Origin of the sequence: Serratia proteamaculans (genome assembly GCF_004684015.1) — a bacterium.
GTDB lineage: Bacteria > Pseudomonadota > Gammaproteobacteria > Enterobacterales > Enterobacteriaceae > Serratia > Serratia proteamaculans_F.
Genome location: NZ_SRIA01000010.1, coordinates 428365 through 446496, shown reverse-complemented (window position 1 = coordinate 446496; position 18132 = coordinate 428365). Strand labels below are relative to the sequence as shown.

Sequence of the window (18132 nt, the reverse complement as noted above, 5' to 3'; positions counted from 1 at the left end):
TATTTTTTGCAATAAAACGCTGTGACAGCGGCCAATTCAGTGGGTTAACGCGGTTTATTATGCTGTATTCAGCCAACATGGCTGGGGGCCGCGCAGGCCCCCGAATGAAGAAAAGACACTCAGTATTGATTAAACATCTGCTGAATTTGTTTGGCATCTTTGGTCTGCGTCAGCGCCAATTGCAGCAGGATCCGTGCTTTCTGCGGGTTCAGTGTGCCAGCGGCTACAAAGCCAAATTTGGTGTCATCCACTTCGGCATCCTCGGTAGTCGCCCCGGTGGGCACTCTGGAAGAACGCACCACGGCGACGCCGTTATGGGCGGCCGTCGCCAGCGTGTCGAACACCGTTTTATACAGATTGCCGTTACCGACTCCGGCACTGACGATGCCCTGATAACCTTCGGCAATCAGCGCTTTGGCCGGCGCATCGGAGGCGTTGGCATAGTTATAGATAATGCCGACTTTGGGCAACGCTGTCAGACTGGAGACGTCAAACGGCGTCTCGGTGGTGTGCTTGCGCTGCGGCGAACGTTGATAGTCAACCTTGCCGTTATGAATGTAGCCAAGCGGGCCAAAGTTGGGCGACTGGAAAGTCTGTACCGATGTGGTGTTGGTTTTTGTCACATCACGGCCATCCAGCACGCTGTCGTTCATCGCCACCAGCACCCCACGTTTGGCCGATTGCGGATCTGCCGCCGTCACTACGGCGTTATACAGATTAAACGGGCCGTCGGCACTCATCGCCGTCGCTGGGCGCATCGCCCCGACAATCACCACCGGTTTGTCGCATTTAACCGTCAGATCAAGAAAGTAGGCGGTTTCTTCCAGCGTATCGGTGCCATGGGTGATCACAAAACCGTCGGTTTTAGCGCAGTCGGCGTTGATTTTCTTCGCCAGCTTCAGCCAAACCTCATCATTCATATCCTGCGAACCGATATTCACCACCTGCTCACCCTGGACATTGGCGACGTTTTTCAGCTCCGGTACGGCATTCACCAGAGCATCAACGCCCAGTTTTCCCGCCGTATAGTTGGATTTTGTCGCCGACTCGCCGCCGCCGGCAATGGTGCCGCCGGTCGCCAGCAGGGTGATGGTAGGCAATGCCAACGCAGAACCGCTTGCCCCCGCCAGCAGTAGCGCTACAGCGCTGAGTTTCACTGATTTCATTAGGTTTCTCCATGATAGATAACCCGCTGAATTATGGCCCTTATCCCCAAAAAAACTGTGACTTTGCCACCGCTTTAGGAATACGTGGAGCTTGGGCGTAAAACCCCGTATCATTGCGCGTTTTTAGTACGCTCAAAAAGTGAAGACAATGACGCAAACTTTTATCCCTGGCAAAGATGCCGCGCTGGAAGACTCTATCGCCCGTTTCCAACAGAAATTAAGCGATCTGGGTTTTAATATCGAAGAGGCCTCCTGGCTGAACCCGGTGCCGCACGTATGGTCGGTTCATATCCGCGATCGCGATTGTCCGCTGTGCTTCACCAACGGTAAAGGCGCCAGCAAAAAAGCTGCGCTGGCCTCCGCTTTGGGCGAATACTTTGAACGCCTTTCTACCAACTATTTCTTTGCTGACTTCTATCTGGGCAAGCAGATTGCCGAAGGCGATTTCGTGCATTACCCGAACGAGAAATGGTTCCCGATCCCGGCCGATGATTCGCTGCCGGCCGGTATTCTCGATGAACGTCTGCATGCGTTCTACAATCCGGATCAGGACGTTAACGCCAGCGATCTGATCGATCTGCAATCCGGTAATGGCGAACGCGGTATTTGCGCCCTGCCGTTTTCCCGTCAGTCAGACCAGCAGACGGTTTACATCCCGATGAACATCATCGGTAACCTTTATGTGTCCAATGGCATGTCTGCCGGCAACACCGCCAACGAAGCCCGCGTACAGGGCTTGTCTGAGGTGTTCGAGCGCTATGTGAAAAACCGCATCATCGCCGAATCCATCAGCCTGCCGGAGATCCCGGCTGAAGTGTTGAACCGCTATCCGGGCGTGGTGGAAGCCATCGCCAAGCTGGAAGAAGAAGGTTTCCCAATCCTGTCCTACGACGCCTCACTGGGCGGCAACTACCCGGTAATTTGCGTTGTGCTGTTCAACCCGGCTAACGGCACCTGTTTCGCCTCGTTCGGCGCCCATCCTGATTTTGGCGTAGCGCTTGAGCGTACCGTCACTGAACTGCTGCAGGGTCGCAGCCTGAAGGATCTGGACGTGTTCACCGCACCAACCTTCGACGACGAAGAAGTGGCAGAACACACCAACCTGGAAACCCACTTTATCGATTCCAGCGGTTTGATCTCCTGGGATATGTTCAAGCAGGACGCGGATTACCCGTTTGTCGACTGGAGTTTCAGTGGCAGCACGCAGGAAGAGTTCGCCACGTTGATGAGCATCTTCGATAAAGAAGGCGCGGAAGTGTATATCGCCGACTACGAGCATCTGGATGTGTATGCCTGCCGTATCATAGTGCCGGGTATGTCCGACATCTATCCTGCGGAAGACCTGCTGCTGGCCAACAACAGCATGGGTGCGCACCTGCGAGATCTTCTGCTGGCGCTGCCGGGCAGTGAGTGGGAGCCACAAGAATATCTGGCGCTGATTGAACGCTTTGACGACGAAGGCCTGGACGATTTCACCCGCGTGCGTGAACTGTTGGGCATTGCCTCCGGTAAAGACAACGCCTGGAATACCCTGCGCGTGGGCGAACTGAAATCAATGCTGGCGCTGGCAGGCGGCGATATGGATCAGGCGCTGATTTGGGCCGAATGGACGCAGGACTTCAACGCTTCGGTATTGAGCCCGGCACGCAGCAACTATTACCGTTGCCTGCAAACCCTGCTGCTGCTGACACAAGAGCCAGAACGCGATCCGGCGCAGTACTACGCGGCCTTCGTGAAAATGTACGGTCAGGAAGCGGTGGATGCTGCCTCTGCGGCCATCAGCGGCGAAGAGCGTTTTAACGGCCTGTTCGCGGTCGATAGCAGTCTGAAAGCCTTACCGGCTCATCAGGCACTGTTGGCGGCCTACGAGAAACTGCAGAACGCCAAGCGCCGCTATTGGGCACAGGCATAATCTCAGTACCTTGGCGCCGGCGGCTCTCTGCCGGCGCTATACCCCAGAATCTCTGCTCAAAAATATCAACCTCTTATTTTGATGGTTAAATAAGCGCGTTTTCTGTTTATTTTTTTCGCCTCATTACGCACTTATCAGCAAACAAGACAAATAAAACGGCAATTGTTACTGACTGGTGAAATAATAATTAACCGATTATTGAACCCTACCACCTGAAAAGTGACAATATACGTTAAAATTTAACCTTGCCGAGGCTGTCACGACCGTCTTTTCAAAATTATTTGCAAACATTAAAAAATAGTTTTACCATTAAATTCAATATGTTAACTCAATAAACCTTGCGATTTATCTGGTTTTCGACCGCTTTAGTTTCTCGCCTTATGATCCAAATCAATTTTTACCCTATACTGCTTTGTTAGTATCTTATTGCGTTGTTTTAACCCTTAAAAGCGAGAGTTAGTGTGAAAGCTGACAACCCCTTCGATCTGATATTACCTGCAGCAACGGCGAAAATCGCTGAGGATGCAGGTGTGTATAAAGCCACCAAGCACCCGCTGAAAACATTTTATTTGGCGATTACTGCCGGTGTCTTTATTTCAATCGCATTCGTATTTTATATCACTGCGACTACCGGCACTGCCGGTGTGCCTTTCGGCCTGGCAAAACTGGTCGGCGGCATCTGTTTCTCTCTGGGGTTAATGCTGGTGGTGGTTTCGGGCGCCGACCTGTTCACCTCCACCGTGCTGATTGTCATTGCCAAGGCCAGCGGCCGCATCAGCTGGTATCAGCTGGGGGCCAACTGGCTGAATGTCTATATCGGCAACCTGATTGGCGCCCTGTTCTTCGTGGCACTCATCTGGTTCTCTGGTGAACACATGGTCGCCAATGGCCAGTGGGGCCTGAACGTCCTGCAAACCGCGGACCACAAGCTGCATCACACCTTTGTTGAGGCCGTCTGCCTCGGCATCCTGGCTAACCTGATGGTCTGCCTGGCGGTATGGATGAGCTACTCCGGCCGCAGCCTGATGGACAAAATGTTCGCCATGATCCTGCCGGTCGGCATGTTTGTCGCCAGCGGTTTCGAACACAGCATCGCCAACATGTTTATGATCCCTATGGGTATCGTGGTTAAAAACTTCGCCACGCCAGAATTCTGGCAAGCCGTAGGGGCAACACCTGAGCAATTTGCTCATCTGACCGTAAGCAACTTTATCATCGACAACCTGATCCCGGTCACCATCGGTAACATCATTGGTGGCGGTCTGCTGGTTGGGTTGACTTACTGGGTAATTTATCTGCGTGGTGGTGAACAACAGCACTAAGCTGTTAGTTACCGCGCGCCGAGTTAGAACTCCACAATTAAAGGTAGGTGTATAATGACCGAACTTAACGAGAAATTAGCCAAAGCCTGGGAAGGTTTCAGCAAGGGTGACTGGCAGAATGAAGTCAACGTTCGTGACTTCATCCAGAAAAACTACACTCCTTACGAGGGTGATGAATCCTTCCTGGCTGGCGCAACTCAGGCCACCTCCACCTTGTGGGACAAGGTTATGGAAGGGATCAAACTGGAAAACCGCACCCATGCGCCAGTTGATTTCGACACCAACGTTGCCGCTACCATTACTTCTCATGACGCGGGCTACATTGCCAAAGAGCTGGAAACCATCGTTGGCTTGCAGACTGATGCACCACTGAAACGCGCGCTGATCCCATTCGGCGGCATCAAAATGGTGGAAGGTTCTTGTAAGGTCTACGGCCGCGAACTGGATCCACAGCTGAAGAAAGTGTTCACCGAATACCGCAAAACCCACAACCAGGGCGTATTCGATGTTTACACCAAAGACATTCTGAACTGCCGTAAATCCGGCGTGCTGACTGGTCTGCCTGATGCATACGGCCGTGGCCGCATCATCGGTGACTACCGTCGCGTAGCACTGTACGGCATCGATTTCCTGATGGCCGACAAGCTGAACCAGTTCAAGTCACTGCAGACCAAGCTGGAAAACGGCGAAGATCTGGAAATGACCATCCAACTGCGTGAAGAAATTGCTGAACAGCATCGCGCTCTGGGTCAAATCAAAGAAATGGCGGCCAAATACGGCTGCGATATCTCTGGCCCGGCGACCACCGCACAAGAAGCCGTACAGTGGACCTACTTCGGCTACCTGGCCGCAGTGAAATCCCAGAACGGTGCAGCCATGTCCTTCGGCCGCGTGTCCACCTTCCTTGACGTGTTTATCCAACGCGACATCGATGCGGGCAAACTGAACGAAGAACAAGCGCAGGAACTGATTGACCACCTGGTGATGAAACTGCGTATGGTTCGCTTCCTGCGTACCCCTGAGTATGATGAACTGTTCTCCGGTGACCCAATCTGGGCGACTGAATCCCTGGCAGGTATGGGTGTTGACGGCCGTACTCTGGTTACCAAAAACAGCTTCCGTTTCCTGAACACCCTGTACACCATGGGGCCGTCTCCGGAACCGAACATGACCATCCTGTGGTCTGAAAAACTGCCGTTGAACTTCAAAAAATACGCTGCGAAAGTGTCTATCGACACCTCCTCCGTACAGTATGAAAACGACGACCTGATGCGTCCTGACTTCAACAACGATGACTATGCCATCGCCTGTTGCGTCAGCCCGATGATTGTCGGCAAACAAATGCAGTTCTTCGGTGCCCGTGCCAACCTGGCGAAAACCATGTTGTACGCCATCAACGGCGGCGTTGATGAAAAAATGAAAATCCAGGTTGGCCCGAAAGAAGCGCCAATGATGGATACCGTGTTGGACTATGACAAAGTCATGGAACGCATGGACCACTTTATGGATTGGCTGGCCAAGCAGTACGTGACCGCGCTGAACATCATTCACTACATGCACGACAAGTACAGCTATGAAGCTGCACTGATGGCGCTGCATGACCGTGACGTTTATCGCACCATGGCTTGCGGCATCGCCGGTCTGTCGGTTGCGGCTGACTCCCTGTCCGCTATCAAATACGCTAAAGTGTCCACCATCCGTGACGAAGACGGCCTGGCCGTAGACTTCAAAATCGAAGGTGAATACCCGCAGTTCGGTAACAACGATGCTCGCGTAGATGACATCGCCTGTGACCTGGTAGAACGTTTCATGAAGAAAATTCAGAAACTGCGCACCTACCGTAATGCAGTAGCAACTCAGTCTGTACTGACCATCACCTCTAACGTGGTTTACGGCAAGAAAACCGGTAACACCCCAGATGGCCGCCGTGCAGGCGCTCCATTCGGTCCAGGTGCCAACCCAATGCACGGCCGTGACCAGAAAGGTGCCGTAGCCTCCCTGACCTCCGTAGCCAAACTGCCGTTTGCCTATGCGAAAGACGGGATCTCCTACACCTTCTCCATCGTGCCAAACGCGCTGGGTAAAGATGACGACGTGCGTAAAGCCAACCTGGCAGGTCTGATGGACGGTTACTTCCACCACGAAGCCTCTATCGAAGGTGGCCAGCACCTAAACGTTAACGTGATGAACCGTGAAATGCTGCTGGACGCGATGGAAAACCCTGAGAAATATCCTCAGCTGACCATCCGCGTATCCGGTTATGCCGTTCGCTTCAACTCGCTGACCAAAGAACAACAGCAAGACGTAATTACCCGTACTTTCACTCAGTCGATGTAATTGCCCCATCCGGGCGGGGTTTCCCGCCCGGTGGTTAAGCTGAACCCCGGGGCCGGATCTTTCCGGCCTTTTTAATAATGCAGTCCCCTGACTCAGCGCGAGTCTGTTTTGCCAGATGGCTATACTCAATGGAATGGCTATCCGGCAAAACAGTTATCCGGCGTAATAACCGGCCAACAGGAATCGTTCCACCCCAGTCGTCGGGCCCTGCCCGCTTGCTGCATCGCTGATCCCTGCTGGCGGTTACAAGCCTACTTTTAGACTGCGTTTGACAGTCAATATTGGAGAGAACCCCGCAATGTCAGTGAAAGGTCGCATCCACTCCTTCGAATCCTGTGGCACCGTAGACGGCCCAGGGATCCGCTTTATCGTTTTCTTCCAGGGCTGCCTGATGCGCTGCCTGTATTGCCACAACCGTGATACCTGGGATACCCACGGCGGGAAAGAAGTCACCGTGGAAGAGCTGATGAAAGACGCCGTCTCTTATCGCCACTTTATGAACGCTTCCGGCGGCGGCGTTACCGCTTCCGGCGGCGAAGCGATTTTGCAGGCCGAATTCGTCCGCGACTGGTTCCGCGCCTGCCATGAAGAAGGGATCAACACCTGTCTGGACACCAATGGTTTTGTCCGCCGTTACGATCCGGTAATCGACGAACTGCTGGATGCCACCGATCTGGTGATGCTGGATCTCAAACAGATGAATGACGATATTCACCAAAATCTGGTCGGCGTTTCCAACCACCGCACGCTGGAATTTGCCCGCTATCTGGCGAAGCGTAATCAGCGCACCTGGATCCGTTACGTCGTGGTGCCGGGTTGGTCGGATGATGACAAGTCGACGCACCTGCTGGGTGAGTTCACCAAGGACATGACCAACATCGAGAAAATCGAATTGCTGCCTTACCACGAACTGGGCAAGCATAAGTGGGTAGCGATGGGGGAAGAGTACAAGCTGGACGGCGTCCATCCACCGAAAGCGGACACCATGGAACGCGTCAAAGGCATTCTGGAAAGCTACGGCCACAAAGTGATGTACTAAGGCCTTGGCTACAACAAAAAACCCGGCGCACTCTGGCCGGGTTTTTTATGCTCAGGCGGCAGCGAACGGGGTGTGTTGAGGATCTGGCTTTTTCAGCAGCATCATCAGATAGACCAGTGCTACGGCGGCAATCATCACAAACAGCGATTGGTCGGAATAATTTTGCATCAGCAGCGCCGTCATCGACGGGCCGAGCAGACTGCCAATGGTGTAGCTCATCAACAGTGCCTGATTCATCGCCACCAGCTCATGCGGCATCGCCTTCTCACAGGCCCAGGACATCGCGACCGGATACAGGGTAAACCCGGCACAGCCGAGAATGAATAGCGCCGGAGCCATGGCGGAGTGACTGAGCATCGCCATACTGGCGAGGATCACCACAAATACCTGAATCCGCAGCACCAGCAGGCGGCCATAGCGGTCAGCCAGACGCCCCACCGGCCACTGGCCGACAATGCCTGAACTGACCAGTAATGCCATCCAGTAACCGACGTTGGCGTCGCTCATCCCCTGATGAGATAAATACAGCGGCATCAGGCCATACAACGAGCCGAGAACAATCCCGGAGATAATACAGCCATTGATGCCCAGTCGCGCGCTACGGCGTTTCAACATCGGCCAAACCGCGGCGTGTTGGGGTTCGTCATGCTGGCTGTTCACCCGGGCAAACAACATCGGCAACATGGCGCTGATCACAATCGCCGTCACCCAGGGCACCACGTTCAACAGTTCGGTAGACACCATACTCAGCAACAGTTGGCCGACCACCGTCCCCAGGTAGTAAACCATCATATAGGCCGCCAGCAGTTGCCCACGGTTGGAAAGGTTTCCGCTGCGCAATAAGGCGCTCTCAACAATCACCCAAATCCAGGCGCAGCCGATACCGGCAAAGAAACGCCAGCCCATCCAACTCCAGAAATCGAGCGACAATGCCATACCGGCAGTCGCCACGGCGAACACCACGCAGGCAAGATGATAGCTGCGGGTAAAGCCAATGCGCTGGATCAGTTTACCCGCCATCAGCGTGCCGAGCAGATTGCCGGTAAAGTAAGAGGAACTTACCATTCCCACCTGTCCGGTTGACAACTGAGCATGGGTTAACCAAAGAGGAACTAACGTATTCAATACGGCAATAGAAACCGTGAGCAACAACAGGCCACAGAGCAGCAGAAGCACTGGGCGGGAATATGCGGACATAGTGAGATTGAAACCGAACACGCAATGAGAGTGCGCGCATCATGCCACTGGCGATAAAAAAGTCAATCGACTCTTATCAGTGGATCGCACGATTTGTTTTTTGCCTCCGTAGCGCCGACTAGCATCATCAGGAAACGGGCTCCCAATGACCGCTTCATGCGTGCTCCAATGGGGTTTCGGCGTCGCCCCTTCCTTATAGACGACGCCAAACTTTCTTAACGCGGCCGGTGATAAACCATCGCCAACTGGCCCGCAATTTCTGCGGTATTCACCAAGACTGCTGCATTGGCCATGGCCGAACGCCCCTGGGTTGCCTGCTCGACCGCTTTCATAATGAATTTGGTTACCTGGCTGCCAGTCACGCCTTCGGCGGCCGCGTCCTTGATCGCCGTCTGGATCGCTGCCTGAACGTCACGGCTGTCAATCGCATCCTCCGGTTTGGTCGGGGCTGCCACCACCATCGCCGCACTACCCGGTAATGCGCGGTTAATATCAATCGCCTGGGCAATCTCCTCCAGGCTGTCCAGCCGTTGCGGACTGCGATAACCGCTACTGCGGCAATAGAAGGCCGGGAAATCGTCCGTTTGATAGGTCACCACAGGAACGCACTGGGTTTCCAGAAACTCCAGCGTACGCCCGATATCAAGGATATTTTTGGCACCTGCGCACACCACCGTCACGTTAGTGCGGGTAAATTGGATCAAATCGGAAGAGATATCCATGCTGTCCTCTCCCCCGCGATGAACACCGCCAATGCCCGCAGAGGCAAAGAAACCAATACCGGCCAGTTCGGCCAGCATCAGCGACGAGGCCACCGTGGTGGCCCCCATGCCTTTTTGCGCCAGCACAAAAGGCAAATTGTTGCTGGATACTTTCGCGATACCGGACGTGGTGGCGAAACGTTCGATCTGTTCGCGATGCATGCCCACCAAAATTTCGCCATCGCAGATACCAATGGTTGCAGGAACCGCGCCGCTGCGGCGTACTGCCGCCTCCACCGCCAGCGCAGTCTCCACATTGGCAGGATAGTTCAGCCCGTGGGTAATAACGTTTGATTCCAGCGCAACCACCGCGCGGCGGCTTTCCAGGGCGGCCTTCACTTCAGGATGAATAACCAAAGGCAGTAAATTAGCTTGCATCATGACTCACTTATCATATTGGCGGAAACAGAGGGAAACAGCGCCGCTTGCAGTTGCGCGACACCTTCAGGCTGCAGCAATTGGTAATGGTCGACCGCCAGTTGGATCACCCGTGGCGGATTAACCTGCAGAGCCGGTGAGTTTTCAAGTTGGGAATAATGGTCGCCGGCCGCTTTAATAACGGTCACCGGCGCCCGAACCTGGCGTTGCTGCAGTTCCTCGAAGTTATAGCCGAAGGCATAGGTTTGCTTGACGATCGCAATGATCCGCACCACCAGCTCCACCTGAAGCTGTGGGAAACAGCGGCAAATAAAACGCACAAAGTCCCCCTCTTCGCGGCACTCTGCCAGACAGCGCTCAAGCAATGGCCCCTCCACCTGGCGGGCAAAAACGGAAAATAAAATCGCCACAAACACCGGGTTGGTAAAACTGATCTGTTGGTTACCCTCTTGCTCTCGGTCAAATTGCGTTTTTGGCGAGCCGGGAGCAATCAGATACAGCGCCTCCACTTCCTGGCCTTCAGCCTCCAACTGGTAGGCAGACTCGAAAGCCACGCGTGCGCCGAACGAGTATCCCCACAAGGTATAGGGCCCGTGGGGCTGCAAACGTCGGATTTGCGCGATATCGGCCGCCGCCATCTGCTGAATGGACTCCAGTGGCCGCTCACCTTCGTTAATGCCCTGCGCTTGCACGCCATAAAAGGCACGCTCCTGGCTCAGACTCTCTCCCAGCGCTTTCAGACTCAGCGGATAACCTCCCAGTCCTGGCCAGCAAAAAATCGCCGGTGCCTGCTGCCGAGTAAAAGGCACCAGGCGCGACAACTGTGGCGCGAGACAGGCATTGCGTTCTATCCAGTCGGCCAAAGCAACGATGTTTGGCGTTTGGAACAGGATCTGCATCGGCAATTTAATATCGAGCGCTTTGTTTACCTGGTTGATAAACATCACTGCAGTGAGTGAGTTCCCCCCGCTTTCAAAGAAATCATCGTCTGAAGAGACCCTTTCCCACTTCATGACCCGGCACCAGATTTCGGCCAAACGCTGTTGCAATTCGCCCTCTGGAGCCAATAGAGGCTTTTCGGTATTCAGTTGGCAAGCATACATACGATTAAGCGTTTGTTGGTCAACCTTACCGTTGGCCATCAGCGGCAGCTTGTCCATGACCAGCACGCGGTTGGGGATCATGTATTGTGGCAACTGCGCGGCTAAATCGGCTTTCAGCATTTCAGTTGGCCCTTGCATATGCACCCGGTCCTCATCCATACCGTCATGGCACAGCTGCGACTGGCTGAGCGGGCCGCCGATACAGAAATAACAGCTCTGCATTGGCAATCCGTGGCGGCTCAACAGCGCCCGCATCGCCTTTGCGGCAGGCAAGTCGTGCCCGCTTTTCGAGCTATAGCCGGCCGACATCATCCCCAGCCCCAACGGATTGGCCTGCAGGCGATGCAGCGCACGCCCCAGCATAATGTAATGTCCCTGAGCATCGGCATGGTTGTTCACCAGCATGATGCCAAAGCCCGCACGCTGATAGACCTGCTGATTAATGGCGATAACGTGATGGCGTGCCAGGATCTCCTCATCCATAAAATGCAGCGATCCCTGGCGATAGTGATACAGCCCAGGAGACATATCGGCGACGCCCTGCGCATGCACCTGGACAAAAAACTCTGGATGCTCGACAACTGCCTCCCTATTGGCTGGCTGAAGGCGATAATCACCAAAATAATAGTCAGTTGCGGCGCCGTCATACCACTGCGGCAACGCCCCCGGGTGGGTGCCAGCGATGGCCTGCAGGCCATATTCCGGCAGCAGTTCATCGAACAACCCCAACATATGACCCGCCTCCATCTCCAGAACCTCTTGAATATTGTTCTGATAAACCTGATCGATGGCCGCACGTTTGCCGACAAAATGGATTTTAAGACTCGCCGTTGCCTGTTCAGGCAGTTCGCATAGGCGATACAGACGGTGGTTAACAGGGTGGTAATAATAGATCCCCGCCGGCCAGTCAAACATGCGGTGCAGCTCGAGATACATCTGAACCGAATACAGCGCCCCCGGTGATGCGTAGGCGTATTTGGGCAACAAACGTTTTTCACTGGCGAACTGGCCAAAGTTACGCAGCAGCGCGCCAAAATCCTCCGCCGACAGCGCCTGCAGCTCACTCGCTAATACGGCGCGCGGGCTGCGCCCCAGGATCGACAATAATTGCGCCTCGGTGACCCGCGTCGTCCCTTCAAAGAAACGGTAACTTTTGCGGCTGAAAGCCCGATAGCTTTGCTGCGCGGTAGCCTGTGCACCGGCAAGCGCGATCGCGGGCAATGCCCGGCACTCCTCCTCGCTGCGGCACCCCGCATTGGACAGCTGCGCCTTGACCTGCTGCCTGCTGGCCTTGGACTGATGATGCTCACCGTGAACACCCTGATCCATCAACACCGCATGCTGCGAGTCCAACTCGACACAGGCGATCAGGTTTTGATAGTGGGTTCGCTCATCTTCATTGACCATCACCGCCGCCCTTTTCACCCAGAGGTGACGCTCAATGGCCAGGCGAATTTCATCGAGTTCGATGCGGTAACCGCGCAGTTTAATCTGGTTATCGGCCCGACCGGCAAAGTGATAGCTGCCGAGGCTATCCCGGTAAACCACATCGCCGGTGCGATACATACGCGCATGTTGTGCCGCAGCGGTAAATGGATTCGTCAGAAATCGTTCGGCCGTCAATTCGGGGCGCTGCAAATAGCCATTGGCCACCTGCACACCGGAAATGTACAGCTCGCCTTTTTCACCTTCGGCCACCGGCTGACGGTGCGCATCAAGCACATAAAACTGGGTATCATCCACCGGCCGGCCTATCGAAACGGCGTCCGGCGACTGTTCCAGCCCGTCTTTCTCAACCTCATGCACCGAGGCATTAATGGTGCATTCCGTTGGACCATACAGGTTGACCAGGCTGGCCTGCGGCAGACACTGAAAGAACTGCCGCGCCAGGTTGCGCGTCAATATCTCACCGCCACAAAAGACCTGCGTTAACGCCTGGCAATCCTGTAACAGCGGCTGCTCGACCAGCGCCTGCAGCAGCGTCGGGACGCATTGCAGGCTGGTGATTTGATGACGCAGTAACGTCATCACCATCATATCCGGATCGCGGTAGCAATCCTTCGGGGCCATCACCAGCGAACATCCCATCGCCGGCGCCAGGATCTCCCACTGCGCCGCATCAAAGCTCATGGGCGTTTTCTGCAAAATTTTGCTGTGTGCGCCAAAAGCGAAACGACCGGTCAGGTAATGCATATGACGGGAAATATTAGGGTAGCTGACCATTACGCCTTTCGGTTTGCCCGAACTGCCTGAGGTGTAAATCACATAGGCCAGCCGCGCGGTATCGCTGGCATCAGCAATATCAAAAGCCACTTCGGGTAAGTCAGAAAGATAAGGAATGTCATTGTCGGTGATAATCGTGACGTCAGGCCCGATCAGCGTTTGCAATTTTTCTTTGAGATGATATTGGCAAAAAATAACTTTTACCGCTGAGTCGGCAATCATATAACGCAGCCGCTCATCGGGATATTCTGGCGCCAACGGTAAATAAGCATAGCCGCTGGCCAAAATCCCCCAGGCGCCGCTGACCAGAGTAGTAGAAGGCTCGCAGAATAAACCGATACAAATGCTGTCTGTCCTAACCCGCTGCCGCAAACAGGAAGAAATACTGAAAACATGGTGGCAGAAGTCGCGATAATTCAGTACGCCGTCCGCGTCCTGTACCGCAATGGCTTCGGGTTGCCGGCTGTAGTGTTGAGCCAACTGTTCAAATAGTCCCGCCGAAATATCCATTTTTACTCTATGAACGCCTCACATTTGCAAGGATCCCGGTAGGGCTGTAATGACGACGTGCTTTAGCAGCACTTCCCATTCAGGGAAATGCCCGACCTTATCCCATTAGGGTATATCTGACGTTGTCATTACTGTCGTTATCCATACAGCTTTTCGGCACTCACCCTCTTTCAGAGTTAATAGTTGCCAGTTGGCAGATGACAACTGACGTCATTTTTTTCGCAGGCAGGAGCCTGAGCGACTTTTGCCCATTTCCTTTGGATCTATTTATTTGTCATGGCGCTAATTGCGTTATCAGTGTAAGCATGGCGATATTTATCGCCCCTAAACTTTCACCGCTAAGAAATAGCGCTGTCTGCGGCCCTGAATAACCCGTAATTCTTTTGCTGTTGCTAGCCTGCTGCTGCGCGGCTAACGTCTCTGTGACGGCACCAGTCAACCACGGCGGCAAAAGAGCTTACAATAATGCTGGGCTCGGCCGCGGCCAGCACCTGCCGATTTTGGATACCATAATCCACCGCGATCACCGGGCAGCCAACCTGATGAGCCATCAATATGTCGTGCGTAGTATCCCCCACCATCACTGCCTCTTGAGCCCTGACCTGATAATGCTCCAGGATTTTGTTGCCGGACTCCGGCGCCGGTTTTTTCTCCGTTACCTGGTCGGCGCAAACCACCACATCAAACAACGGGGCAATGCCCGCCGCCGCCAAGAGCGAATTTGCACTGCGTGCGAACTTATTGGTGGTCACCGCCAGATGAAAACCCGCACCTTTCAACTGTTGCAGGCCCGCGGCGACACCAGGAAATAACAGCGATGCCGCCATCGGTAAAATCAGCGTCTGAAACTGCCGTTGATACTCCGCCACACAGTCAGTCACTGCCCGGCCATCGGCCTCCTGAGCCAGCAATTGGGCAAAGGCACGCTCCAACGGCAGGCCTATCGTTTCACGGATCAGTTCATCATCAGCCGGCTGGGGTAATTGCAGCTGTTGAAAGGTGGCACGAAAGGCGGACACAATCGCTTTCGCCGTATCAAACAGGGTGCCGTCAAGGTCAAACATAATGACCCGGAGTTCAGGTTTCATCGTTGTCACCTTCTTGAGGGTCAGTAATTAGGGACTTTAATTAAGCAGTCTTTTTTATTTTCTATTTCCGGGCGATAAACCTGCGTCTGCCAGTCATCGGCAGACACCTGCTCTATTGCAATGGAAACGACGCCGGCATCGCACTGTAATGCTTGCGTAATAACCCGCGTGATCTCCTCTGCCAATGCATGCTTGGCGCTTTGGGAAAGTACCTGCGGAAAGTGCTGAATTTTCACGTGCGGCATGTTTTTTCCTTTGTAGAGTTTAATTACCCGTGACGGGTACCAAAATAACGGTCACCGAAGTCGCCGATCCCCGGTTTCATAAAGGCCTGATCCGAGAGTCCCTGTTCAATGGACGACGTCACCAGTTGGATGGCCGGGAAGCGGGTAAACAAACGATCGACCCCTACCGGCGATGCCAATACATTAACAACATAGATATTTTCCACCGGCACACCTTGTTCCAACAGCGTTTCGATTGCCATGATCAGCGATCCGCCCGTGGCCAGCATAGGTTCAAATAGCAACACGGCGCGTTCGGCAATATCGTCGGGAAAATGAGAGTAGAAATATTTGGGTAGCTTGCTTTGCGGATTGCGTTGAATAAGTATTTTGCCTATCGGCTGGCCGCTAAACATTCTGCGGTACTCACCCTCAAAACTTTCCCCGGCGCGGATCACCGAAACACCGCAAATACCACGGGCAAGTTTTAGCCCCGTGTAGGTTTCGCCAATAGGCGTAATCACCTCATGTTTTTCATACGGCAGTAAAGCGGCAGCCTGCACCAACAGTTGGCGCAGCAGTTGATCGCTATAATATTCAAAGCAGGCATGCTCCGCCTGTTTATTACGGATTTGAGTGTGCAAATAAGTAAGATAATGACTTGGGGCCAGAAGATGAATATTAGAAAGTTTCATAACCTTTTTCTTTTAACAGAGTAATAGATGCATAAGCACCGCCCTTCACCGGGTTGGGTGAAAGGAAGGCTTATATCGATTAAAAATAAAAGTCAGTCTGTAACTTATCAATATCAACAGGTAATAATTAGTCGATAAGATGCATTTCCTTTAACGCGTCCAATACTTTTACTGCAACGGCAGAACAACGATGGCTGTCCGCATGGGTCAACCAGGATATTTCTTCTATTTCGGCACTGGCTTTTACTTCGCCACTAAAGTCGGCAGAAAAACAATGTATCTTCACCATCACGCCTGCCGGTTTACCGTCGGCCTGTCCATGGAATTCGCCCAGTGAAATAATACTGTCATTAATTAAGTCGACGGAAAGTTCTTCTTTAATTTCTCGGGTCAGAGCTTCTCGATCGTTCTCTCCTGTTTCCCGTTTGCCGCCGGGAATATAAAACGTCGTCTTGTTATACGAACGAGCCATCAGGACTTTTTTATCCTGGATATAAACCCAGCCTAATTTATCAATGAACTTTGCAGCAGGATTGTTATTCACTCTGTTGACCTCTCACTCCAGATTAGGTGCATGTTCAAACGACGGTGGCAATTGGGGAGTTGTGGTGAACTGATGTGCGGTGGCACGATACAAGGTGCATTTGGTACGCAACCATAGCAGTTTCATCACATAAACCAGTTTTGGGTTATGCTCCTCTTCCTCCTCCACGGCTCGCGCGGTGAGCTGCCGCCACTCGCGTTCCCATAACGGATCGCGGATATCGTCGTATTCATCGGCATAAAGATGCTGGAGAGATTGTAACTTATCGGGGTGAGCCAAACTATCGGTAGCAAACAACATGCACTGCATCCCGACCCAGTAGCTGCAAAGCACGTCACGCGCCTCTTGCTCAGGTAAATGCCCGGCGATTTGTTCCATGGCCAACAAAGACGTCAACAAGTGCAGCAGCAGAAAATTCCCCGGAGTGGTCAGGTAAATTAATGTGACCGTCTGATAGAGTTGCGCCCAGGTCTGCTCGAGGCTCTGTTGCGTCAGCCACTCCGGCTGGCGATAAATTTCCTCATGCCCCTGATGCAACACGCAGGCAATACGATATTGCAGACCGGAACGCTGTAATTCAGGATGTATACGCGCGGTGATTTCCTCAGCCGGCGTTTCAATCACTGCGCTCTGCCAGGCCAGCATCTCTTCCCGCCGTTGCTGCCAGCAGTTCGCCAAACGTAACACCGAGTCGAAGGCCGTTGGCTCCCCAAGGCTCGGGTCATGTCGGGAACGCTGGTGATGACAGGGAACGTATGAGTAGGCCATATAGGCCAGCCCCTCGACGATCATTCCTTCATGCTCGGCCAGCAATGCCCAGCCCAAATGAATGGTGCCATGCGTCAACGAGCCCACCCAACCGTCGATCAGCTCCGGCAGGTAGCTGGTGAGCACCGGTTCAAGACCCCGCTCGCGTATTTGCTGCCGGAAAAAGTCGCAATAGGCACTGAAACTGCTGCGTTTGCCCAGCAGGCTGCGCCAGTTCGCTTCGTCAATCTGATACCTGGCTTTTCTTGGCGGTTCCAACCCCATGCCGTAAGGCGTCATGGCGGCATAGCGGCGGTAATACCAAAGGATACGTTCATCCGGCACGCCCAACCCCGCCAAGGCGATAACGGCATGTTTGACATGATTGGTGAGATGCCCGTTAAACTCTATGTCGTACCGCTGATCATCTAACAGTTCATTTATCATGATGATATTTCTCGAGTGTCGATAGGATGATCCCAATGGTGATCAGCGCCACTCCCAATAGCTGAATGAGATGACTGCGCCCACCTTGATTAATCACATCAAACAGCACGGCCGAGAACATCTGACCGCCAATAATTAATACCGAAGTATTCAGCGCCCCCATTTTGGGGAACACGTAGCTGCTGGTTGCCACGAACAGTGCGCCACACCCGCCACCCACCCAGGCGTATGCCGGAACCTGCGCCCAATGAAACTGCCCCAGCTGTTGCCAATAAAACGCCGCCACCAGCAGGGTCAGAAATAAGAAACCCACCGAGTGATTCCATAAGGAGGTACGGAAGGCGCCAATAGAGGCGCTCAACTGGCCATTAATCACCCGGGCAGAGCTAATAATCATCCCGTTTAACAGGGCAATAAAAATAAGCGTATCCACGTCATC

General features: G+C 53.5%; 14 protein-coding genes. 4 read left to right on the top strand and 10 right to left on the bottom strand.

Annotation, left to right across the window (positions count from 1 at the left end):
* Window positions 1-119 precede the first annotated feature (119 nt).
* A complete protein-coding gene (ansB, locus tag E5C26_RS08705; protein ID WP_135315926.1) occupies window positions 120-1166 on the bottom strand; it encodes an L-asparaginase 2 in 1047 nt (348 codons plus the stop codon).
* 148 nt (window positions 1167-1314) lie between these two features.
* Here ansB and ycaO point away from each other — a divergent pair, with 148 nt between their 5' ends.
* The 4 genes from ycaO (at window position 1315) to pflA (ending at window position 7776) form a co-directional block, all read left to right on the top strand.
* A complete protein-coding gene (ycaO, locus tag E5C26_RS08700) occupies window positions 1315-3078 on the top strand; it encodes a 30S ribosomal protein S12 methylthiotransferase accessory factor YcaO (protein WP_135315925.1) in 1764 nt (587 codons plus the stop codon).
* 461 nt (window positions 3079-3539) lie between these two features.
* The gene (gene focA / locus E5C26_RS08695) at window positions 3540-4400 is read left to right on the top strand and encodes a formate transporter FocA (RefSeq protein ID WP_135315924.1); all 861 of its coding nucleotides are present in this window, start codon (window positions 3540-3542) and stop codon (window positions 4398-4400) included.
* 54 nt (window positions 4401-4454) lie between these two features.
* Window positions 4455-6737 carry a formate C-acetyltransferase gene (gene pflB, locus E5C26_RS08690; protein ID WP_135315923.1) on the top strand — a complete coding sequence of 761 codons (2283 nt, stop codon included), beginning with the start codon at window positions 4455-4457 and terminating at the stop codon, window positions 6735-6737.
* Between the two features lie 298 nt (window positions 6738-7035).
* Window positions 7036-7776: a pyruvate formate lyase 1-activating protein gene (pflA, locus tag E5C26_RS08685; RefSeq protein ID WP_012006131.1), complete on the top strand. Its 741-nt coding sequence runs from the start codon at window positions 7036-7038 to the stop codon at window positions 7774-7776.
* Between the two features lie 51 nt (window positions 7777-7827).
* On the opposite strand, the gene E5C26_RS08680 is transcribed toward pflA, so the two are convergent.
* From E5C26_RS08680 to E5C26_RS08640, 9 genes are all read right to left on the bottom strand, one after another.
* Window positions 7828-8973, bottom strand: a complete 1146-nt coding sequence (locus E5C26_RS08680; protein ID WP_135315922.1) for an MFS transporter — start codon at window positions 8971-8973, stop codon at window positions 7828-7830.
* A gap of 215 nt (window positions 8974-9188) precedes the next feature.
* A complete protein-coding gene (locus E5C26_RS08675) occupies window positions 9189-10115 on the bottom strand; it encodes a pseudouridine-5'-phosphate glycosidase (protein WP_135315921.1) in 927 nt (308 codons plus the stop codon).
* Window positions 10112-13948, bottom strand: a complete 3837-nt coding sequence (locus tag E5C26_RS08670; protein WP_135315920.1) for an amino acid adenylation domain-containing protein — start codon at window positions 13946-13948, stop codon at window positions 10112-10114. Before E5C26_RS08670 ends, E5C26_RS08675 begins: the two co-directional genes overlap by 4 nt.
* Before the next feature lie 392 nt (window positions 13949-14340).
* Window positions 14341-15036 (bottom strand): HAD family hydrolase, encoded by a 696-nt coding sequence (locus E5C26_RS08665; RefSeq protein WP_135315919.1) that lies wholly within the window; start codon window positions 15034-15036, stop codon window positions 14341-14343.
* A 20-nt stretch (window positions 15037-15056) separates the two neighbouring features.
* Window positions 15057-15281, bottom strand: a complete 225-nt coding sequence (gene pptA, locus E5C26_RS08660; protein ID WP_135315918.1) for a tautomerase PptA — start codon at window positions 15279-15281, stop codon at window positions 15057-15059.
* Window positions 15282-15304: 23 nt separating this feature from the next.
* Window positions 15305-15955 (bottom strand): uracil phosphoribosyltransferase, encoded by a 651-nt coding sequence (gene upp / locus E5C26_RS08655; protein WP_135315917.1) that lies wholly within the window; start codon window positions 15953-15955, stop codon window positions 15305-15307.
* Between the two features lie 127 nt (window positions 15956-16082).
* Window positions 16083-16499: an NUDIX hydrolase gene (locus E5C26_RS08650; protein ID WP_135315916.1), complete on the bottom strand. Its 417-nt coding sequence runs from the start codon at window positions 16497-16499 to the stop codon at window positions 16083-16085.
* Window positions 16500-16511: 12 nt separating this feature from the next.
* Window positions 16512-17693, bottom strand: a complete 1182-nt coding sequence (locus E5C26_RS08645) for a questin oxidase family protein (protein WP_135315915.1) — start codon at window positions 17691-17693, stop codon at window positions 16512-16514.
* A complete protein-coding gene (locus tag E5C26_RS08640) occupies window positions 17683-18126 on the bottom strand; it encodes a DMT family transporter (protein ID WP_012006122.1) in 444 nt (147 codons plus the stop codon). The genes E5C26_RS08645 and E5C26_RS08640 overlap by 11 nt, the downstream gene beginning before the upstream one ends.
* Window positions 18127-18132: the final 6 nt, after the last annotated feature.